This window comes from Streptomyces sp. cf386 (assembly GCF_900103585.1).
In the GTDB taxonomy this organism is placed as follows: domain Bacteria; phylum Actinomycetota; class Actinomycetes; order Streptomycetales; family Streptomycetaceae; genus Streptomyces.
Map to the genome: position 1 here is coordinate 29,063 of NZ_FNHV01000037.1, position 20,937 is coordinate 49,999.

The following is a 20,937-nucleotide window of genomic DNA, read 5'->3' on the forward strand; positions in this document are numbered from 1 at the left end:
TCGATGCGCTTCGACAAGTCAGCCTCTTGTCCCACGTTCACGCCCGATTGCCGAGGGATCTGTCTCGTGGCTTCTCCGTCCTGTACGACCGTGACCGCCGCGACGGCGATGGGGGGTTTCCCGAAGCTGCCCGCCGGGTTCCGCTTCGGTGCGGCCACGTCCGCCTACCAGATCGAGGGCGCCCATGACGAGGACGGCCGCGGACCGTCCGTCTGGGACACCTTCAGCCACACCCCCGGGCGCACTCACGCGGGTGCCACCGGCGACGTGGCCGCCGACCACTACCACCGCCACCGCGAGGACGTGGCACTGCTGCGCGATCTCGGCGTCGACAGCTACCGCTTCTCGATCGCATGGTCCCGGCTGCTGCCCCAGGGTGTCGGACCGGTCAACCCCAAGGGGTTGGACTTCTACGACCGCCTCATCGACGACCTGCTGGCCGCCGGTGTCGCACCGGCCGTCACCCTCTACCACTGGGATCTCCCGCAGGCCCTGGAAGACCGTGGCGGCTGGCGCGTGCGGGAGACCGCCGAGGCCTTCGCGGCATACGCGGCACTCGCCGCCGAGCGCTACGGCGACCGTGTGGAACGCTGGATCACCCTCAACGAGCCCTACTGCTCCGCCTTCGTCGGCTACGCCGAGGGCCGGCACGCGCCCGGCGCGCGGGAGGGACGGGGCGCCCTGGCCGCCGCCCACCACCTGCTCCTCGGCCACGGTCTCGCCGTAAGCGCCCTGCGCGCCTCGAGGGCCCGGGAGATCGGCATCACCCTCAACTTGGACCGCATCCACGCCGCTTCCGACCGCCCCGAGGACCGCGCCGCCCTGCGCCGCGCCGAGACCCTGCACAACGACATCTGGACGGAGCCGCTCTTCGCCGGACGTCATCCCCGCGACGAGGCCGAGACCTGGGCCGGGCTCGCCGACGGCCCCTGGCGGCTGCCGGGCGACCTGGACCTGATCGGCATCCCGCTGGACTTCGTGGGCCTCAACTTCTACCGGCCCCTCACCGTGGCCGCCGCACCACACCAAGCGGCCGACCCCGAGCAGCGCACCGCCGTCGACGTCGGCGTGGCCGAGCTGGACCCGTACGGCACCCGGCACACCACCATGGGCTGGCCGGTCGTCCCGTCCGCGTTCACCGAACTGCTCCGTGACCTCCACGCCCGCTACCCGCAGTTGCCGCCGATCTGGATCACCGAGAACGGCTCCGCGGAGGCCGACACGGTGTCACCCGACGGCCGCATCCACGACCCCGCCCGCATCGCCTACCTCGCCGACCATCTCGCCGCAGTGGCCGACGCCGTCGCCGCCGGTGTGGACGTACGCGGCTACTACGCCTGGTCGCTGCTGGACAACTTCGAGTGGGCGCGAGGCTACGACCAGCGCTTCGGGCTCGTCCATGTCGACTACGCCACCCTGACCCGCACCCCCAAGGACAGCTACCACTGGTACCGGAGGCTGATCACCGCGCACCGCGCGGGGACGGAGGAACCTGCCCGATGAAGTTCACGGACGGCTACTGGCTGATGCGTCCGGGCTGCACCGCCCGCTACGCCACCGAGGTCGCCGACGTTCGTGCCGGCGACCACCGGATGACCCTGTACGCACCCGTGAAACACGTCACCCGACGCGGGCAGACCCTCAACAGCCCGCTGCTGACGGTGGAGTGCTGGTCCCCGGCCGAGGGGGTCATCGGCGTGCGGACCACCCACCACGCCGGATCGGTGCGCCGGGACGGAGCGGTGCTGGAGCTGTCCTCCGGCGAACTGTCGCTGCGGGTGGACACGGAACAGTCGTGGCGGCTGGAGTTCACCGCCGGCGGACGCGTGCTGACCTCCGTCGGCGAGCGCGGCACCGGCTTCGTCACCGACGCCGAGGACCGGCACCACATCGTCGGCCAACTCGCCCTGGGGGTAGGCGAGTTGGTCTACGGGTTGGGGGAGCGGTTCACCCCGTTCATCAGGAACGGGCAAGTGGTGGACATCTGGCAGGCCGACGGCGGCACCAGCAGCGAACGTTCAGCGTCGAGGACCAGTCGCTGGAGTACTTCGTCGTCCACGGCCCGACCCCGAAGCAGGTCCTGGACCGCTACACCGGGCTCACCGGCCGCCCGGCGCTGCCGCCCGCCTGGGCACTGGGCCTGTGGCTGACCACGTCCTTCACGACCGACTACGACGAGGCCACCGTGGGCCGCTTCATCGACGGCATGGCCGAGCGCGGCATCCCGCTGAGCGTCTTCCACTTCGACTGCTTCTGGATGCGCGCCTACCAGTGGTGCGACTTCGACTGGGACGCCGAGACCTTCCCCGACCCGGCGGGCATGCTCGCCCGGCTCAAGGAGCGTGGACTGCGCGTCTCCGCCTGGATCAACCCGTACATCGCCCAGAAGTCCGAGCTGTTCGAAGAGGCCATGAGCGCGGGCCACCTCGTACGCCGCGCGGACGGCAGCGTGTGGCAGTGGGACCTGTGGCAACCGGGCATGGCCCTGGTCGACTTCACCAGCCCGGCCGCCCGCGACTGGTACATCGGCAAGCTGCGCATCCTGCTCGCCCAGGGCGTGGACTGCTTCAAGACCGACTTCGGCGAACGCGTTCCCACCGACGTCGTCTGGCACGACGGCTCCGACCCGGAGCGGATGCACAACTACTACACCCACCTCTACAACCAGGCGGTTTTCGATCTGCTGCGCGAGGAGCGGGGCGAGGGCGAGGCGCTGCTGTTCGCCCGCTCGGCCACCGCCGGCGGCCAGCAGTACCCCGTGCACTGGGGCGGTGACTGCGACTCCCACTTCGGCGCCATGGCCGAGTCCCTGCGCGGTGGGCTCTCGCTCGGCCTGTCCGGGTTCGGCTTCTGGAGCCACGACATCGGCGGCTTCGAGGGCACCCCGACGCCGACCGTCTTCAAACGGTGGGTGCAGTTCGGGCTGCTTTCCTCGCACAGCCGCCTGCACGGCAGCAAGTCGTACCGCGTCCCGTGGGACTACGGCGAGGAAGCCGTCGAGGTCACCCGCGAGTTCACCCTCCTCAAACAGCGCCTCGCCCCCTACCTCCAGCGCGCCGCCCAGCAGGCCCACACCACCGGCGTCCCGGTGATGCGGGCCATGGTTCTGGAGTTCCCCGACGACCCCACCGCCGCGGTGCTGGACCGGCAGTACATGCTCGGGGAGGACCTGCTCGTCGCGCCCGTCTTCACGGACGACGGCACGGTCGAGTACTACGTGCCCGAGGGCACCTGGACCAACGTCCTGACCGGCACCCAGGTCGCCGGCCCCCGCTGGGTGCGCGAACAACACGGCTTCCACACCCTGCCGTTGCTGGCCCGCCCCGACTCCGTCGTCCCCTTCGCCGCCGACGACCAGCATCCGGTGTCGGCCTGGGCGGATGACGTCGAACTGCGGATCCACGCCTTCGCGGACGGCGCCCGTCGCACGGTGGTGATCCCGCGCACGGACGCCCTCGGCGAGACGGCCCGCTTCGAGGTCCACCGCGAGGGAGACCGCCTGAGCGTCACGACCGACAGCCCGTACCCCTGGCGACTGCGGATCGGCGGCCCCGGGGGCACGGTGCACACCAACGCCGCGGGGCGGGCGACGACCGAGGTGCGCTACGAGGACTGAGCGCCCACCACCGCCCTCGTACCGATGTCCGTGACTCTGATCGAGCCGCCGCACCTGCTGCCGTCGGCGGAGACGAGGCAGTTGTCTTCCGTGCGGGGCAACTGCCGCCGGCCGCCGCCGGTGCCGACCTCCAGGCGGGCGACCGGGTTGCGGTGGCCGATCGAGGTCGAGTGGCCCGAGTGCGCAGGGCAGCGGGCCTTCGTTGGTGATCCGTACGGTGATCGACTTGCCGTTGGCCGCGCGGCCGAGCATGTACGCGCCGCACGCCCAGGACGTCTCGTAGTCCGTGGTGTTCATGGCCGCACACGGGACCAGCCTGCCCGCCGCCGCGATCGCCTTCCCGCACACGCATCCCAGTATCATCACCATCACCCTCGGCATGCGGACTCCGGAACAGGTCGGACGAAACGTGGAAGTCCATGATCAGCGCGTCCCGGACGGTCTCTGGGGGATCTGCGCACGCAGGGGCTGATCAGGCCGGACGTGCTCACGGGGCACGGTGGGGGAGGGATGTGCGGTGTTGCTGACCGACAGGGCCATCGAGCAGATCCGTGAGCTGATCCGGACCGGTGCCCTGCCCCCGGGCTCGAAACTCCCTCCGGAGCCGGACCTGGCCGCGCAGCTGGGTCTGTCCCGCAACCTCGCCCGCGAAGCGGTCAAGGCGCTGGCCGTGGCGCGGGTCCTGGAGGTCAGGCGCGGCGACGGAACATATGTGACCAGCCTCCAGCCGAGCGTGCTGCTGGAGGGGCTCGGTGGCGCGGTGGAGCTGCTGCAGGGCGACTCGGTCGCCCTGCAGGACCTCATGGAGGTACGGCGGCTCCTCGAACCGATGGCCACGGCACTTGCCGCCACGCGGATCTCTGATGATCAGCTGGCCGAGGTGAAGGGGCACCTGGACGCCATGCGTGAGGCCCGCGACGACGTCGAACGGCTCAACGCACATGACGCCGCCTTTCACCGTGCCGTTGTCTCCGCCACTGGCAACGAGACCCTGCTCACCCTCCTGGAAGGGATCTCCGGCCGCACCCTGCGCGCCCGCATCTGGCGTGGTCTGGTCGACGACAAGGCCGCGGGCCGCACGGTGGCCGAGCACGAGGCGATCTACAACGCCCTGTCCACTCGTGACGCCACCCTCAGTCAGGCCGCGGCACTGCTGCACGTGAGCAACACCGAGCAGTGGCTGAGGGAGCACCTGCGCTCGGGCGAGCCCCTCCGCTTCGGGACGACAACGGGGAAGTGACGGGCGGGCGTTGTGAGTGCCATCGATGTTCGCCCGGGATCCGAGCCCGGAAAGGGCTCAGAATCCAAGAGCGGGGGTTATCCCGTGGTCAGAGCGGTCCACTTCTGATTGGAGCCGCCGGTGCAGTCCCACAGGTGGAGCTGCGTTCCGTCGGTCGTGGAGAAGCCCGGAACGTCGAGGCAGCGGCCGGAGGCGGGGTTGCGGTAGCCGCCGTTGTACGGCTTCCAGACCTGGTTGGCGCCGCCGTGGCAGGCCCAGATCTGCACCTTGGTGCCGTTGGCGGTGCCCCCGCCGGCGGCGTCGAGGCACTTGCCCATCGAGCGCAGCGTGCCGTCGGTGTAGGCGGACCAGAACTGATTGGCGCCGTTGCCGCAGCTCCACGTCTGGACGGCGGTTCCGTCGGCGGTGCCGGCGCCGTTGACGTCCAGGCACTTGCCGGCGATGCCGGACTGCACGCGTTCGGGAGCGGGCGCGGGGTTCCGCAGCCACCCCGCGCTGTCCGCGGCCTGGATGCCACGGTGGAAGGCGGTGGCCATCTTCTGGTAGCCCGAGTCGTTGGGATGCAGGGTGTCGGCAAGGTCGGCCGTGGTCAGGATGCTCATGTCCACATATGCGACATGCTTGCCCGCGGCCTGTGCGTCGTTCACGATCTGGGGGATGGCCCGGTTGTAGGCGGCACGGTACTGCTCCTCCGAGCCGCTGGTGGACACGACCAGGGAGGCCACGAGGACGGTTGCGTCGGGGGCGGCGGCGGTGATCTGGTCGACCAGGGACCTCAGCCGGGCGGTGGCGGTGGAGACCTGGTAGCTCTCGTTGAGGTCGTTGGTACCGATGTGCAGCGTCACGAGGTTGGGGCGGTAGTGGGTCAGCGAGGCGTCGGTGAGTGCGGCGAGCTGGTGGATCTTGTATCCGGAGTGGCCTTCGTTGTCGGGGTCGGACATCGAACCGCCCCGCAACGTGCCGACGAAGTCCAGGGGATGCCCGTCCGCCGCGAGTTTGTCCCACAACGGGCCCCGGTAGCCGTTGCCGGTACTGCTTCCCACGCCCCACGTGATCGAGTCGCCCAACGGCATGACCCGTAAAGGCGTGTTGGGAGCGGCGGAGGCAGGGGCCACGCCTGCGGCCGTCGCCCCGAACGCGGCAGCGACAAGCGTGATCAGAGGGAGAACCCGAGGTCTTCTCATGCAGCGTCCTCTTCTGCGAGTGATGGGGTGAACCCTCGCGGCTGATCGCCGTTCCAGTGCATGGATACCACGATCCCGACCGGAACATCCCATGAATGAACTGAAATCAGGGAACGGAGACGCGACGGCGAGCGTGTGGGTCCGCTAACATCCCATGTCTGGCCTCGGTGTCGGGTCAGCTCGTAACGCGCAAGGTGGCGTCCGCGGTGAACTGGGGGTGCTGTCACTGCGGGCAGCGCGATGCGTCAATGCTTCCGTCATCCGGCTTGTGGTTAAGGCGCTGATCACTCAACGTACCGGGCGACGGCGGCCGGGCCGTGCCGTCAGGTCAGACATGAGGGGAAGCGGTGCAAGCGTGTCATTGTCAACTTGGCGATCGTCGAGGTCTTGTTCCTCAACGCCGGGACCGGTCAGAACGGGGTGCTCACGGTCGCCGAGTTCTTCGGTCTGCACGCCGCCGTGCTGATGCTGTTCCAGCTGCTGCCGGCCAGGCTGCCGTGGCTCGACCGCCGAATCGGCATGAACCGGCTGACGGTGTGGCACCGGTGGGTCGGCTTCACCCTGTTGTGGACCATCCTCACCCACGCCGTACAGGCGGTCGGCAGCGCAGGCGCCGGCCTGCGGCACATCCCGGTCGGGAGCCGCGCGTTCGTCGAGGGGCCGTACGGCGCGTTCACCTCGTTGCATCGAACGCGGCCCGGCGCACTCCTGATCGCCGGAGGGTTGGGGATCACGCCGGTGCGGGACCTGCTGGAGGAGGAGCCAGCCGGCGACGTCGTCGTGCTCTACCGGGTGCGCAGCGAGCACGACGCCGTGCTCGTCGACGAGGTACGGGCCCTGGTCGCGGACCGCGGTGGCGAGCTGCACCTGCAGACCCGTCGCACGGGGGAGGGGAGCACGCAGTTCGAGCCGGACATTCTCCGTGCCCTGGTTCCCGACATGGCCGAGCGCGACGTGTACGTCTGCGGCCCGCCCGCGATGACCTCGGCCGTGCTCAGCGCGCTGCGCGGCCTGAAGGTCCCGCACCGGCAGGTACACGCTGAGCGGTTCGCCCTGGCCTGAGAAGTTCGGCTTCCGCGCCGAGGGGCCGGTCGGTACGCAGGCCATGATCAATCCGAATAACCTTCGCCGAGTAGGACTCGGACGTGGGTGATGCAGGGCCTCACTCAAGCCGGGGGACGCCTGCGGCGGCAGACGATTCGACAAAGGAGAGGCCGATGAGCGTTCTTGACGGAATTCTCGCGGGAGTTCGCGAGGACTTGGAAGAGCGTAAGCGTGCGACGCCGCTGGCGGAGCTGCGCTCCCGGGCAGCGGACGCGGCACCCGCGCTCGACCCGCTGCCCGGTTTCCGGGCGCCCGGGGTGTCCGTCATCGCCGAGGTGAAGCGCAAGAGCCCCAGCAAGGGAGCGCTGGCGGACATCCCCGACCCCGCCTCCCTCGCGACCCGGTACGCGGCCGGCGGTGCCGCCGCGATCAGCGTGCTCACCGAGAGCAGGCGGTTCGGCGGCTCGCTCGCAGATCTGGACGCCGTACGGGCCCGCGTCGACGTGCCCGTCCTGCGTAAGGACTTCATCGTCGACCCCTATCAGCTGTGGGAGGCCCGCGCCCACGGAGCCGACCTTGCGCTTCTCATGGTCGTGTCGCTGGACGACGCCCAGCTCACCGACCTGATGGCACTGTGCAAGGAGCTGGGTCTCACGCCGCTCGTGGAGGCGCACACGGCCGACGAAGTGCGACGCGCCGTCGCTGCGGGAGCCGAGCTGCTGGGCATCAACGCGCGGGACCTGACAACGCTGGACGTGGACCGCAAGGTGTTCGCCGAGCTCGCGCCGGCCATCCCGGAAGGCACGGTCAAGGTCGCGGAATCCGGTGTGACGGGCCCCAAGGACGTGGCGGAGTACCGCGGTTGGGGAGCCGACGTGGTGCTGGTCGGTGAGGCACTGGTCCGCTCCGGGGACCCGCGCACCGCCGTGCGCGAATTCATCGAGGCGGCCGGGGCGTAACGGCGCACGGCACCCTCGCGCCCAACCCAACACCTTCCCCGAGGAGCCTCTCATGACCGCTGCCTTCCACGTCCTGACCACCGGCTACGCCGACGAGCGGGTGGCCGGCACCGTCACCCTGCTCGTCGACGGCGACAAGGTCGTGATCGTCGATCCCGGCATGGTCGCGGACCGCCGGCTCATCCTGGACCCGCTCGCGCATCACGAGCTCAACCCGGAGGACGTGACCGACGTGATCTTCAGTCACCACCATCCGGACCACACGCTGAACGCGGCCCTGTTCCCCGAGGCCCGCTTCCACGATCACATGGCGATCTACCAGAACGACATCTGGGAGGACCGCGCTGCCGACGGATACCAGGTGTCGTCGTCGATCACGCTCATGACGACCCCCGGCCACACCGCCGAGGACGTCAGCACCCTGGTCACCACCGACGAGGGCCTGGTGGTCCTGACTCACCTGTGGTGGACCGCCGACGGGCCGTCCGACGACCCCTTCGCGCCCGACCGTGAGCAGCTGCGGGCCGCCAGGGAGAAGGTCCTCGCCCTCGGCCCGGCGCTGATCGTGCCGGGCCACGGCGCACCGTTCGTGCCGTCGGCGTCGACGCCCGTCTAGCCTGCCGCATACCTTCGTCGCCCAGCCATGAACCATCGGCCGATTCCGTCCCGCCCTCCCGCTTCCGACACTGGTACCGGCCCCGGGGGGAAGGGGAAGGCGAGGGCACATGAGGATCAGCCGGGCCCGGTTCCTGGCCATGGCTTCGGCGGCGGTCGGCACGTTCCTGCTGCCGACGACCAGAGCGGCGGCGATGATCCGAATCGTCCACGGAGAACGGACGCCACCGCGCCGCGGCAGGAGCCACGGCAGATCGTCCACGAAGCCGCCGTAGGCTGACCGTTGAACCGCCGAACGCGCCCCGACCCCTCGTGTGGGCCGGGGCGCGTCGCTTTGTGCGGGGTCAGTGGCCTTGCCAGCAGGACCACCACGATGGTCAGCGAGGGCCGGCCGCCCCAGCCGCACTGGTGCGACGCGTGGGTGGACACCGACTACGAAGCCGGCCTGCGCCTGCTCCTCGGCCACCTCGCGGAGTCCGGCGCCCGCCGGATCGGGCTCTCGCTGCCCCTGCACGACGACGCGTACCCGCGCCTGAACGCGCAGGCTTACCGGGCCTGGTGCGACGAACACGGCATGCCCGCCCTCGTGGAGGAGTACGCCCCGCTGCCCGACCCCTTCACCGCCGAACAGGACGCGGTCAGCCGGCTGCTCGACCACGATTGACGGCCGGACGCCGTCGTCGGCGTCCACTCCGACTCCGGTCACAACATCCTGGCCGCCGCTCGCCACCACCGGCTTCGGGTACCGCAGGACCTGCTGGTGGCATGCATCAGCGAGGATCCGGACTACGCGGCGACCACCCCGCCCGTCACTCCGCTCAGCCTCCGTCCGGACCGGATGGGCGACGAAGCGGTCGACCTGCTGATCGCCGTCATCAACGCCCGCAGCGGCGTGGACCGGCACCGGCTCGTGCAACCGGTGCTGCTCCCTCGACGGTCCACACGGCGGGCGGTGCGACGGAGGAACGGCACACCGTGACCGCACGGCCCGACCGTCCCGCCGCGGGGACCGCGCCGTCCCGCGGCACGGCCCCCGCCCGGTGTCGTCACAGCGGGAGGATCTGCCAGTCCTGGTTGGAGCCGCCGGTGGCGGGCCACTGGATGACCGCAGCGCCGTCCGCGGTGGCGGCGTCCTTCACGTCGGCGCACCACCCGTTGCGGACGTTGACGAGCTGGTAGGACCCGCCGGTCTGGGAGGGGACCAGCTTCCACGACTGGTTGTCGCCGCCGTCGTCGCTCCACTGGTTCAGTCCGTCACCCTGGGCGGAGCCCCCCGGGCTTTGAAGGACCCTGCCGCTGCGGACGTTGGACAGCCGGTAGGAGCCGTCGGTGTTGGGCAGCAGCTTCCACTGCTGGTTGGTACCGCCGCCCCACGGCCACTGGATGACGGCGCTCCCGTCGGCGGTCGAGGCATCGCTGACGTCCAGTACCTTGCCGCTCTTGCGGTTCACCAGCCGAACGGTGCCGACGTCCGCGCTGAAGGGCCGGTCGTAGACCTCCAGGCTGCGGATCGACGCCCAGACGCCCGAGGGCAGCCCGGTGACCGTCACTCGCACATACCGTGCCTGAGCGCGGAAGACGGAGACCCGCACCTGACTGGTGCCGGTGGTGGCGGTCAGGTTGGCCAGGGTGGTCCAGTTGGCGTTGTCGGTGGAACCCTCGATCCGGTAGCGGTAGTTCGTGGCCGGGGACTCCCAGGCGATACGGGTTCCGGTCAGCGACCTCGCCGACCCCAGGTCCACCTTCAGCCACTGCCCCGCTTCGCCGTTGCTCGCGCACCAGCGGGTGGCGGTGGAGCCGTCGACGGCCCTGGCCGCGGTGTTGCCCTTGGAGGTCTCCTCGCTGCCGGCCGTGGCCGTCTTGCCGACGGCGATGTCGGCCGGCTGCAAGGAGCGGTCCAGCGTGACCCCGACGACGCTGTCCTCGGGGATGCGGGTGCGGTTGATGCCGGTGATCGTCACCTTCCCGTCCGAGCCGACGGTGTACGACAGGTCGGTACCCGTGGCGACCTCGAAGACGCGGGTGACCTTGGCGTCCCCGGTGGACGGGGTGGTGAAGGAAGTGCCGTTGTAGCCGGGCAGCAGGTGGACGTAGAAGGTGTTGTCCTTCTGCGTGAAGCCGTACTGGCCGTCCACCGGTTCCCACGGCCCGCCGCGCGTGCCGTAGACGGCCTGGCCGCAGGTGGAGAGGAAGGAGCCGACCTTGCGCACCGCCGCCGCCTGGTCGGCGGGGACCACGCCGGTGCGGTCGGGGCCGACGTTGAGGAGGACGGTCATGTTCCGCACCCAGGCGTTGACCAGGACGTTCATGATGCCGCCGAAGCTCATCACGGGCGCGCCCGCCGTGTGGCCCCAGGCGCCGCCGATGGTGAAGCACTTCTCCGCCAGCCTGCCGGTGCGCATCGGCCCGGTCGGCACGGAACCGCCTTCCTCGCTGGTGAAGTCGCCGATCCAGCCGGAGCGCAGGGTGGTGACGATGTCGGGCTGGTGCTTGCGCACGAGGCCGGTCAGGCCCAACGGCCTGCCGGTCGCGGAGTCGGTCTCGCCGTAGGCGGAGTCCACCGGCCACTCGTTGGCGGGATCGCGGAACTTGCCGGGCTCCCAGAAGAAGGCGGCGTCCGCGTCGGTGCCCTGCTGGCCGAGCCAGCCGCCGTCCCACCACAGGTCGTCGATCTTGCCATACTGGGTGACCAGTTCCTTGACCTGCTGGTACACCTCGTTCTTCATGATCCGCGCGTTCTCCTTGTGCGCGGGATCGGTGACGTACCCCCACTTGTTCGGGAGGCAGTTGGTGCCGCGGACGTCGTAATAGCCGGGGTAGCGCCAGCTCAACGGCGAGTAGTACAGACCCACACGCAGCCCGGCGTTGCGCACGGCGGTGACGTACTGGCCGATGAAGTCGCGCTGCAGGGGCGCCTGTCCGCTGTGCCAGGCATTCGGGTGCGTGGACGGCCACAGCGCGAACCCGTCGTGGTGACGGGCCGTGAGCACCGTGTACCTGGCGCCCATGTCCTTGGCCAGCTGCGCCCAGTCGGCGGGGTTGTACGCAGCCGCGGTAAACTGCTCGCCGCCTGCGTCGGTGACGTACTTCCGGTAGTTCTCCGGGGTGACGGCGGCGTTCTCCATGTACCACTCGCCCCTGGCCGGGCCGGAGTAGACCCCCCAGTGGATGAACATGCCGAGCTTGGCGTCCTGCAGCCACTTGATCTTCTCGTCGGACTGCTGCTCGATGCCCAGGTCCGGCTGGGGGACCCGGAGCGGGAGGAGCGGCAGCGGCTGTGGGGAGGCGGCGGCGTGGGCGGGGGGCGCCAGTGTCGGCGAGACGGCTGCGGCAACCGTCATTGCGGCCATGCCGGTCAGCACTCTGCGGCGACTGATCGGTTCGGGCAAGGTTCTCTCCTGACTGTTCGCAGAACCGCACGGAAGGTGTGCTGGTTCAGGTTCAAAGCAAGCGGGGCGTGGGGTGTCCCGGTGATGAACCCCGTGCCGCGACGCAACAGGAACATTGGATGTATTAGCGGCTGCTGAACGGGCTGTTGTCCAGAGATCCGAGGCAAATGCCCAATACAGCAGGCCTTTTGCGCCAACCCCCGCCGGACCGACCAGTCTTGACATGGGATGTATCTACCGTGCGGTAGCTATTGACGAGGTCATGCCTGGTACCTACTGTCCTGCGACGGATCCGAACAGATTTCAACAACACGAAGCCTGTGGCTCGGAGCGGAGTACCGATGCTCAGACGTGCGTTCTCCCCTCTTCTCGTCCTCGTCCTGGGCGTGTTCACGCTGCTCGTCTCCGGCGCGCCGGCTCAGGCGGCCCCGGGCACCGTGACCAACGGGACGCAGTTCACCGACACCACCGGAGCCGTGGTGCACGCCCATGGCGGCGGGGTGATCAAGGTGGGTGCGTACTACTACTGGTTTGGCGAGAACCGCAACGCCGACAACACGTTCAAGGCCGTCTCCGCCTACCGCTCCACCGACCTGAAGACCTGGGAGTTCAGACGCCACGTGCTGACCCAGGCCGGCGACCCCGAGCTCGCGGTCGCCAACATCGAGCGGCCGAAGGTCATTTACAACAGCGCGACCGGCAAGTTCGTCATGTGGATGCACAAGGAGAACGGCAGCGACTACAACGAGTCCCGTTCCGCGGTCGCCGTCTCCGACACCGTCGACGGCGACTACGCCTGGCGGGGCAGCTTCCGGCCGCCGTCCGGCACCACGTCACGGGACATGACCCTGTTCAAGGACGACGACGGAACGGCCTACCAGGTCACCTCCGCGGCCGGCAACGCCGATCTGCACCTCTACAAGCTCACCGCCGACTACACCGGCTACGACAGCCTCATCGCCAACCCGTGGCCGAACAACTACCGCGAGTCGCCCGCGCTGTTCAAGCGCGACGGCGTCTACTTCATGCTCACGTCCGGCACCAGCGGCTGGAATCCCAACCAGCAGAGGTACGCGACCGCCACCAGCCTGGCCGTCCCTTGGACCGCCATGACCGAGATCGGCGACGCCACCGCCTACGGCTCCCAGACGGCGTTCGTGCTGCCCGTGCAGGGAACCTCGGGCACCTCCTACCTCTACATGGGCGACCGCTGGGGCAACTCCATGGGCGGCACGGTCAACGACTCGCAGTACGTCTGGCTGCCGCTGACCTTCCCGACCAGGACCACCATGAACCTGTCGTGGTATCCGCAGGTCACCATCGACACGGTCGCCGGCACGGTCACCGGTGTGGGCGGCGGCCCGTACTACAACCTGGTTGCCAGGCACAGCGGTAAGTGCCTCGACGTCACCGACAATTCGGCCGCCGACAGCGCGATCGCGCTGCAGTACACCTGCAACGGTGGCCTCAACCAGCAGTGGCGGCTCCAGGACGCGGGCGGCGGCTACGTACGGGTGCTCGCCCAGCACAGCGGTAAGTGCCTGGACGTCGAGGGAGGCTCCACCGCCGACGGCGCGTTCGTGAACCAGTACCACTGCACGACGGGCACCAATCAGCAGTGGCGGTTCGATGACCGGGGAGGCGGCTACCACCGCCTGGTGGCCCGGCACAGCGGCAAGTGCCTCGACGTCGCCGACGCCTCGACGGCCAACGGCGCCCGACTCATCCAGTGGCCCTGCGGTACCGGCGCCAACCAGCAGTTCCAGCGGCCCGCGGTGTGAGATGGGCGGCAACGCCGACCGACGATCTCCAACAGCAGCGCGCCCCGGCCTCGCCCGGGGCGCGTCCCCCCACAGCGGCGAAGCAGCCGCGCTCAGTGAAGGAGAGACAGATGACGGGCATGCGTACGGCATGCAGGGTGTCGTGGTGGCGACGAGGCAGGCGAACGGCCGTGCTCGCTGCGGTGATCGCCCTGATGGCAACGCTGCTGACCGGGTTGGGCGCCGCCGGGGTGGCGCAGGCGGCCAGTGTGGACACGAGTGCGTGGTATGTGCTGGTCAACCGGGGCAGTGGCAAGGCTCTGGATGTGGCGGGCGTCAGCACCGCCGACGGTGCGAGCCTCACGCAGTGGACCCGCACCGACCACGCCAACCAGCGGTTCCAGTTCGTCGATTCGGGCGGCGGCTACTACCGGCTGAAGGCGCAGCACTCGGGCAAGGTCCTGGACGTGCTGAACAACTCCATGGCCGACCACGCGGACATCGTGCAGTGGGGTGACACCAACAGTGTCAACCAGCAGTTCCGGCTGGCTGATTCGTCGGACGGTCATGTCCGGCTGATCGTCCGCAGCAGCGGCAAGGCCGTGGAGGTGGACAACGCTTCGACCGCGGACGGTGCCAAGGTCGTGCAGTTCACCGACTGGGGAGGGGTCAACCAGCAGTGGCAACTGGTCCGCGTCGGCAGCGGCGGCGGTGGCGGCTCGCTGCCGTCGACGTTCCGGTGGTCCTCCAGCGGCGTGCTGGCCGGCCCGAAGCCGGACGGCCAGCACAACGCCGTGGCCATCAAGGACTTCTCGGTGATCCGCCACAACAACCAGTGGCTGGTCTATGCCTCGGCCGTGGGCCCGAACTTCGGTTACGGGCTGGAGCAGTTCAGCTTCGGTGACTGGTCACAGGCCGGGTCGGCACAACACTCGTACCTGGACCAGTCGCCGATGGGACCGGGCTACCGGGCCGCGCCCCAGGTGTTCTACTTCGCGCCGCAGAACCTCTGGTACATGGTCTACCAGACCCCTGCGCCCACCTACTCCACCAGCACCAACCCCGCCGACCCGAAGTCGTGGTCCGCGCCGCGCACCTTCATCGCCCAGGAGCCGCCGATCGTCACGGAGAACAAGGGCAACGGCACCTGGATCGACTTCTGGGTCATCTGCGACTCGGCCAACTGCCACCTGTTCTTCAGCGACGACAACGGCCACATCTACCGTGCCGAGACCAGCCTGGGGAACTTCCCGAACGGTTTCGGGAACACGCAGATCGTGATGTCGGACACCAAGAACAACCTGTTCGAGGCGACCAACGTGTACAAGGTCGCCGGCACCAACCAGTACCTGCTCCTTCAGGAGGCCATCGGCAACAACACGGGCCGGCGCTACTTCCGTTCCTTCACCTCGACCAGCCTCACCGGCGGCTGGACCCCCCTCGCCCACGCATGGGACGACCCCTTCGCCGGCCGCAGCAACGTCACCTTCCCGAACGGCGCCTGGACCGAGGACATCAGCCACGGCGAGATGGTCCGCGCCGGCAACGACCAGACCCTCCCGATCGACCCCTGCCGTATGCAGTACGTCTACCAAGGCCTGGACCCCAAGGCCGGCGGTGACTACAACTCGCTGCCCTGGCGGATGGGCCTGCTCACCCAGACCAACTCCCCCTGCTGACGGCCCGAACCGTCATCGTATCCACGTCACCCCGCCGGGCGGCCTGCCCGGCGGGGTGACGTGCTGTTCGCGCGCTCCTGCCGGTCTCAGGCGCCTTCAGGCCATGGCCAGGACGGCGGAGACCAGAGCCCGCAGGCAGACCCTTTCGGCGTCCTCGTCCGGCAGCGAGAGGTGCTGCATCGTCAGCCCGTCGAAGCCCGCGAGGAAGAACCTCGCGATCGTCTCGGCGGGCTGGGCGAGCTGGTGGCCGGTGCGTGCGGCGGCCTCGCTGATCAGCTTCGCCGTCATGGCCGAGACGCCGCGGTAGTGGCCTTGCAGGGCCTCCTGGAGGTGGGGCGTGCGCAGGGCGAACATGGACAGTTCCGTGAGGAGCTGGTACGACGCCGGCTGTTCGAGCACGGTGTGCCACAGGGCCTCGGCGAGCGTGACGATCGAGTCCTCGAAGGCCGCGTCCGTGGGTGCCGCCCGCTCCACCTGGGTGACCAGGTCCTGGATGAGCTGCTCCATGACGGCCCGGTACAGATCTTCCTTCGTGCCGAAGGTGTAGTGCACGGTCGCCTGAGCCACGCCGAGCTCGGCTGCGATGGCGCGAGTGCTGCCGGCCGCCACGCCCTCCCTGGTCATGAGGTCGATGGCGGCCTTGATCAGTTGAGGGCGGCGCTCCGCCGCGGATACATGAGCCATGACGGCATCTTATGTGACTCAGTCTGGCGAACAGGTCGACCGACAAGGTCCGGTTTCCGGTGGTGGATGGGCGGGACGTTTCAAGGCCTCCGAAGGTTCCGTCAATCGACTGTGTCGGTCAACATGATCGATCGACATTGTCGACTGACAATGTCGCCTGTGCGGTTCTGGCCAGCGACAGCCTGCGCCGAACGAAAGGCAAGCTCATGACCCACGAGGCCCTGTGCGGAACCGAGCCGATCCCTCAGCGTCCCGCCCTGCCCCTGGTCGGCCACGCGTTCGACATTCCCGGTGGCGCCGACGGCCTGCTCTACGTGATGAAGGAGGCCAGGGAGCTGGGGCCGCTGTTCAAGCTCCGCATCTTCGGCAACGAGATCAACTTCGCTTCCGGCCTCGACCTGGTCACCGAGCTGGCGGACGAGAGCCGGTTCCGCAAGAACGTGCACCCCGACCTCGTGATCCTTCGCGAGATCGGCGGCGACGGGCTCTTCACCGCGTTCAACGACGAGCCCAACTGGCGCAAGGCGCACGACATCCTGATGCCGGCCTTCTCGCTCGGCGCGATGCGCGGCTACCACGCGACCATGCTCAAGGTGGCCCGGGAGCTGATCGGGAAGTGGGACCGGGCGGCCGGGACGGAGCCCGTGGACGTGGCCGGCGACATGACGCGGCTGACGTTCGACACGATCGGCCTGTGCGGCTTCGGCTACGACTTCGAGTCCTTCGGCCGCGAGGAGCCGCACCCCTTCGTCACCGCACTGTCGCGAGCGCTCGGCTTCGCCCAGGCCAAGGGGGAGTCCATCCCGGGCACGGACCTGTTCAAGTGGAAGCAGGCCGAGCAGTTCCGCGCCGACGTGGGTCTGATGAAGGACCTGGTCGACGACGTGATCCGGGAGCGCCGGGCCTCCGGAGACCCGAGCACCGACGACCTGCTCGGGCGCATGCTGCACACCCCGGACGCGGTGACGGGCGAGCCCCTGGACGACGTCAACATCCGCTACCAGGCGATCACTTTTCTTATTGCCGGGCACGAGACCACCAGCGGGGCCCTGTCCTTCGCCCTCTACTACCTGACCAAGCACCCCGAGGTCCTCGCCCGCGCCCAGGCCGAGGTCGACGCGCTGTGGGGCGACTCCGACGCCCCCGAGCCCGACTACGGCGACATCGGCAAGCTGACGTATATCCGCCAGGTGCTCAACGAAGGCCTGCGGCTGTGGCCGACGGTGCCCGCGTACGCCGTGGAGCCGCTGGAGGACACCGTCATCGGCGGCAAGTACGACGTGCGCAAGGGCGACTCGATCCAGGTGCTCATCCCGCAGCTGCACCGGGACCCCGCCTGGGGCGAGAACGTCGAGCTGTTCGACCCCGACCGTTTCCTGCCCGAGCGGGAGGAGGAGCGGCCGGTCCACCTGTTCAAGCCGTTCGGCAGCGGCGAACGCGCCTGCATCGGCCGCCAGTTCGCGCTGCACGAGGCGACGCTGGTCCTCGCGCTGCTGATCCACCGCTACCGCCTGATCGACCACACCAACTACCAGCTGAAGATCAAGCAGTCACTCACCCTCAAGCCCGACGAGTTCACCCTGAACCTGGCCCGGCGTGCCGCCGGGGAGCGCCGCCTGCCCGCCGCCGCGCCCGTCGTCGCGAGCAGCGCTCCCGCCGGTCAGGACGGGCCCGGCGTCCGGCGCGCCACCGGAACCGCGCTGACCCTCCTGCACGGCTCCAACCTGGGCACCTGCGCGGGCATCGCCCGCGACCTGGCGGCGGACGGTGACGAGAGCGGCTTCGCCCCGTCCGTCGCTCCCCTCAACGACGCCGTGGGCAAGCTCTCCCCGGGTGACGGACCGGTGGTGATCGTGGCCGCCTCCTACAACGGCAGGCCCACCGACGACGCCACGGAATTCGTCGCATGGCTGGAGGGCCTGGAGCCCGGCGCACTCGACGGTCTCCAGTACGCCGTACTCGGCGTCGGCGACCGCAACTGGGCCGCCACCTACCAGCGCGTCCCCACCCTCATCGACGAGAAGCTCACCGCCGCGGGCGCCACCCCACTGCTGGAGCGCGGCGCCGCGGACGCCGCCGGCGACTTCGCCGGCACGGTGGACCGGTGGGTCGGCGACCTGTGGACCACCCTGCTGGAGCGGTACGGTGCCGCCGCCGCGGAAGCACGGGAGAGCGAGTCGGCCGCCGACGAGGAGACGGGACTGTACGAGCTTCAGGACGCGACCGACTCGGTCATCGGCGGCCTCGCGGCACGCCACGGCGTACAGCCGATGGAGGTGCTCGACGCGTACGAACTGGTCGACATGGGCAACGAGTTGGGCCGCTCCAAGCGATTCCTGAGGCTGCGGCTGCCCAAGGACGTCACCTACCGCACCGGCGACCACCTGGCTGTCCTGCCGAGCAACCCGGACGCCCTCGTGCGGCGGGTGGCCGACCGCTTCGGCCTCGACCTGGACCGCACCGTGCGACTGCGCGCCCGTCGCCGCAGCCGGGGCGCCCTGCCCGTCGACCGGCCACTGACCCTGCGCCGTCTGCTGACCGACTTCGTGGAACTGCAGGACCCAGCCACCCCGGAGCAGGTCGCCGTGCTCGCCGAGCACACCGCCTGCCCGCCCGAGAAGCGGCCCCTGGCCGAACTCGCCGCGGCGGACCCGGAGGCCTTCCGCGAGCAGGTGACCGCCGCCGGACGCAGCGTCCTGGACCTGCTGGAGCGCTACCGCGCCTGCGAGCTGCCCTTCGAACGCTTCCTGGAACTGCTGCCCGTCCTGCGCCCCCGCCACTACTCCATCTCCTCGTCCGCCGAAGCGGCGCCCGGCGAGGTGGACCTAATGGTGTCGCTGCTCGCCGCGCCGCACCGAGGCGGTGAGGGCACGTTCCACGGCATCGCCTCGCACCACCTCCAGACCGTGCACGCCGGCGACACCGTCCAGGCCAGGGTGCTGCCCTGCGCCGAGGACTTCCGTCTGCCGCAGGACCAGTCGGTGCCGGTGATCCTGGTCAGCGCGGGCACCGGGCTGGCGCCCTTCCGCGGCGCCGTCCTCGACCGCCACCACACCCGGTCGACCGGAACGCTGCTGTGCTACTTCGGCTGCGACCACCCCGACGTCGACTACCTCCACCGTGCGGAGTTCGAGACGGCCGAGGCAGCCGGAGCCGTCAGCATGCGCCCCACCTTCTCCTCCGCCCCCCGAGGACGGTGCCCGCTTCGTCCAGGACCGCATCGCGAAGGAGAGCGACGAGGTCTGGGCGGTACTGGAGGCCGGCGGCCGTGTCTACGTCTGCGGAGACGGCCGTCGCATGGCCCCGGCGGTGCGGGAGGCGTTCAGGGAGATCTACCGGGACCGCACGGGCGCGGGCGGTGACGAGGCCATTGCTTGGCTGGCCGCTCTGACCGAGTCCGGCCACTACGTGGAAGACGTCTGGGCCGGCTGACCACCGCAGGCGTCCATCGAACCGACCCCGACTCGTGAGGCTCTCATGCTTGTTGCACACTCGGCGCCGCGCCGAGGAACGGCGGTAGTCCCCAACTCCTCGCAGAGGAGCGTCCGATGAACGCGCGCGGCGCCTCCGCCCTGACCTTCGGGGTGGCGGTGGCGCTCATCGCCGGAGTCACCCTCGGCAACGGCGGCGCGAACGTGATGCCCGTCTTCGTCGACGACTTCGCCACCCGCTTCGGACTCTCGGACTCCGGCGCCGGGATCGTGGCCGCGAGCCAACTGATGGCCACGGCGGTGGTGACGCTGCTGCTGGCCAAGCGGGCCGCGCGGCCGGGCCGGGTGCGGATGACCCGCCTCGGCCTGGCCCTCTCGGGAGCCGGCTTCCTCGGAGCGGCGGCGGCCATCGACCCGGTGACCCTGGTCCTGGCCAACCTGGTCCTCGGCGCGGGGCTCGGCGCGGTCTACGCGGCGGCCACGGCGGCGCTCGCCGCCACCGACGACGCCGACAAGGCGTCCGCCGTCACCATCTCCGGCACGGTCGGTGTGACGGCACTGCTGATCACGGGCGTCCCCGCGGCCAACCACGACGTCGGGGAGGGCGCCGGGTTCCTGCTCATGGCGTTGTGCTGCCTCGCCGCCTGGCCGCTGGTACGCCGGCTCCCGGACGGTCCCGCCACAGCGGACACCGGGCCCGCCGGCGGGGGAGAGGCGACCGCGACCAAGCCGTCCGTGGTTCTCCTCCTCGGGACCGCACTCCTGTGGACCGTCACTCAGGGCGCGTGGTCGTACGCCTCGGTCCTCGGCCGTCAGCACACCGGGATGTCCCACTCGGCCGTGTCGGCGGTCCTCGCGATCTCCAGTGTCGTGGCGCTCGTCGGTGCGGCGGTGGGCCCGGTGGCGGCGCGGCGCTTCGGGCGCATGCGGTCCATTGCCGTCTTCGTCACGGCACAGGCCCTCGCGATGGCGCTCCTGGTCCTCACCCACGACCCCGTGCTCTTCACCGCCGCGGCCGTCCTCTGGCAGGCCTGTCAACTGGCCGTCCTGGTGCAGATGCTCGCCGCCGCCGCACTCATCGACCCGACCGGACGCATGGTCGCCTCCCTCAGCGGCGCGGGAGCCCTGGGAACCGGCATCGGACCCCTGGCCGTGGGAGCCGTCCTCGACGCCGCCGGGGCCGACGTGCTCGGCATCGTCCTCGCGCTCGGCACCGTCGTCGCCTCGCTGCCCCTGCTCCGGATGACGGTGGCCGGCACGGCGGCATCGCCCGAGAAGGAGCTCGCTCCTTCCTCCACCGAGACCGGGTGAGCACTTCAGCCGGGTCGTCCGACGC

Annotated in this window: 11 protein-coding genes and 4 pseudogenes; 12 read left to right on the plus strand and 3 right to left on the minus strand. The window is 69.8% G+C overall.

Features of this window, described 5'->3' with window-relative positions:
- Nucleotides 1–108: 108 nt before the first annotated feature.
- The 4 genes and pseudogenes from BLU79_RS45495 (at nucleotide 109) to BLU79_RS45515 (ending at nucleotide 4,856) form a co-directional block, all read left to right on the plus strand.
- Nucleotides 109–1,503, plus strand: a complete 1,395-nt coding sequence (locus BLU79_RS45495; RefSeq protein WP_093911961.1) for a GH1 family beta-glucosidase — start codon at nucleotides 109–111, stop codon at nucleotides 1,501–1,503.
- Nucleotides 1,500–3,616, plus strand: a pseudogene (gene yicI, locus BLU79_RS45500) (alpha-xylosidase). The gene BLU79_RS45495 and the pseudogene yicI overlap by 4 nt, the downstream one beginning before the upstream one ends.
- Nucleotides 3,617–3,914: 298 nt before the next feature.
- Nucleotides 3,915–4,143: pseudogene (locus BLU79_RS49640) on the plus strand (aldo/keto reductase); the annotation flags it as partial.
- On the plus strand, nucleotides 4,134–4,856 hold the full coding sequence (locus BLU79_RS45515; protein ID WP_093911946.1) for a FadR/GntR family transcriptional regulator: 723 nt from the start codon (nucleotides 4,134–4,136) through the stop codon (nucleotides 4,854–4,856). The pseudogene BLU79_RS49640 and the gene BLU79_RS45515, both read left to right, overlap by 10 nt.
- Before the next feature lie 77 nt (nucleotides 4,857–4,933).
- On the opposite strand, the gene BLU79_RS45520 is transcribed toward BLU79_RS45515, so the two are convergent.
- Complete coding sequence (locus BLU79_RS45520; protein WP_093911947.1) at nucleotides 4,934–6,040, minus strand: ricin-type beta-trefoil lectin domain protein; 1,107 nt, start codon at nucleotides 6,038–6,040, stop codon at nucleotides 4,934–4,936.
- A gap of 360 nt (nucleotides 6,041–6,400) precedes the next feature.
- Here BLU79_RS45520 and BLU79_RS45525 point away from each other — a divergent pair, with 360 nt between their 5' ends.
- The 4 genes and pseudogenes from BLU79_RS45525 (at nucleotide 6,401) to BLU79_RS50210 (ending at nucleotide 9,637) form a co-directional block, all read left to right on the plus strand.
- A complete protein-coding gene (locus BLU79_RS45525) occupies nucleotides 6,401–7,102 on the plus strand; it encodes a ferredoxin reductase family protein (protein ID WP_093911948.1) in 702 nt (233 codons plus the stop codon).
- A 155-nt stretch (nucleotides 7,103–7,257) separates the two neighbouring features.
- On the plus strand, nucleotides 7,258–8,043 hold the full coding sequence (gene trpC / locus BLU79_RS45530; RefSeq protein WP_093911949.1) for an indole-3-glycerol phosphate synthase TrpC: 786 nt from the start codon (nucleotides 7,258–7,260) through the stop codon (nucleotides 8,041–8,043).
- 52 nt (nucleotides 8,044–8,095) lie between these two features.
- Nucleotides 8,096–8,659 (plus strand): MBL fold metallo-hydrolase, encoded by a 564-nt coding sequence (locus tag BLU79_RS45535; RefSeq protein WP_093911950.1) that lies wholly within the window; start codon nucleotides 8,096–8,098, stop codon nucleotides 8,657–8,659.
- A 372-nt stretch (nucleotides 8,660–9,031) separates the two neighbouring features.
- A pseudogene (locus tag BLU79_RS50210) lies at nucleotides 9,032–9,637 on the plus strand (substrate-binding domain-containing protein).
- Nucleotides 9,638–9,704: 67 nt separating this feature from the next.
- Here BLU79_RS50210 and BLU79_RS45545 read toward each other — a convergent pair.
- Nucleotides 9,705–12,047, minus strand: a complete 2,343-nt coding sequence (locus BLU79_RS45545; protein WP_093911951.1) for an alpha-L-fucosidase — start codon at nucleotides 12,045–12,047, stop codon at nucleotides 9,705–9,707.
- Nucleotides 12,048–12,388: 341 nt separating this feature from the next.
- Between BLU79_RS45545 and BLU79_RS45550 the strand changes: the two genes are divergently transcribed.
- Entirely contained in the window at nucleotides 12,389–13,828 is a 1,440-nt protein-coding gene (locus BLU79_RS45550) for an RICIN domain-containing protein (protein WP_093911952.1), read from the plus strand.
- Nucleotides 13,829–13,947: 119 nt separating this feature from the next.
- Nucleotides 13,948–15,486 (plus strand): non-reducing end alpha-L-arabinofuranosidase family hydrolase, encoded by a 1,539-nt coding sequence (locus tag BLU79_RS45555; protein WP_093911962.1) that lies wholly within the window; start codon nucleotides 13,948–13,950, stop codon nucleotides 15,484–15,486.
- Nucleotides 15,487–15,582: 96 nt separating this feature from the next.
- On the opposite strand, the gene BLU79_RS45560 is transcribed toward BLU79_RS45555, so the two are convergent.
- Nucleotides 15,583–16,170, minus strand: coding sequence for a TetR/AcrR family transcriptional regulator (locus BLU79_RS45560; RefSeq protein ID WP_093911953.1), 588 nt, complete (start codon nucleotides 16,168–16,170; stop codon nucleotides 15,583–15,585).
- A 206-nt stretch (nucleotides 16,171–16,376) separates the two neighbouring features.
- Here BLU79_RS45560 and BLU79_RS45565 point away from each other — a divergent pair.
- Nucleotides 16,377–19,602 (plus strand): annotated as a pseudogene (locus tag BLU79_RS45565) (bifunctional cytochrome P450/NADPH--P450 reductase).
- 116 nt (nucleotides 19,603–19,718) lie between these two features.
- The gene (locus BLU79_RS45570) at nucleotides 19,719–20,912 is read left to right on the plus strand and encodes an MFS transporter (protein WP_093911954.1); all 1,194 of its coding nucleotides are present in this window, start codon (nucleotides 19,719–19,721) and stop codon (nucleotides 20,910–20,912) included.
- Nucleotides 20,913–20,937: the final 25 nt, after the last annotated feature.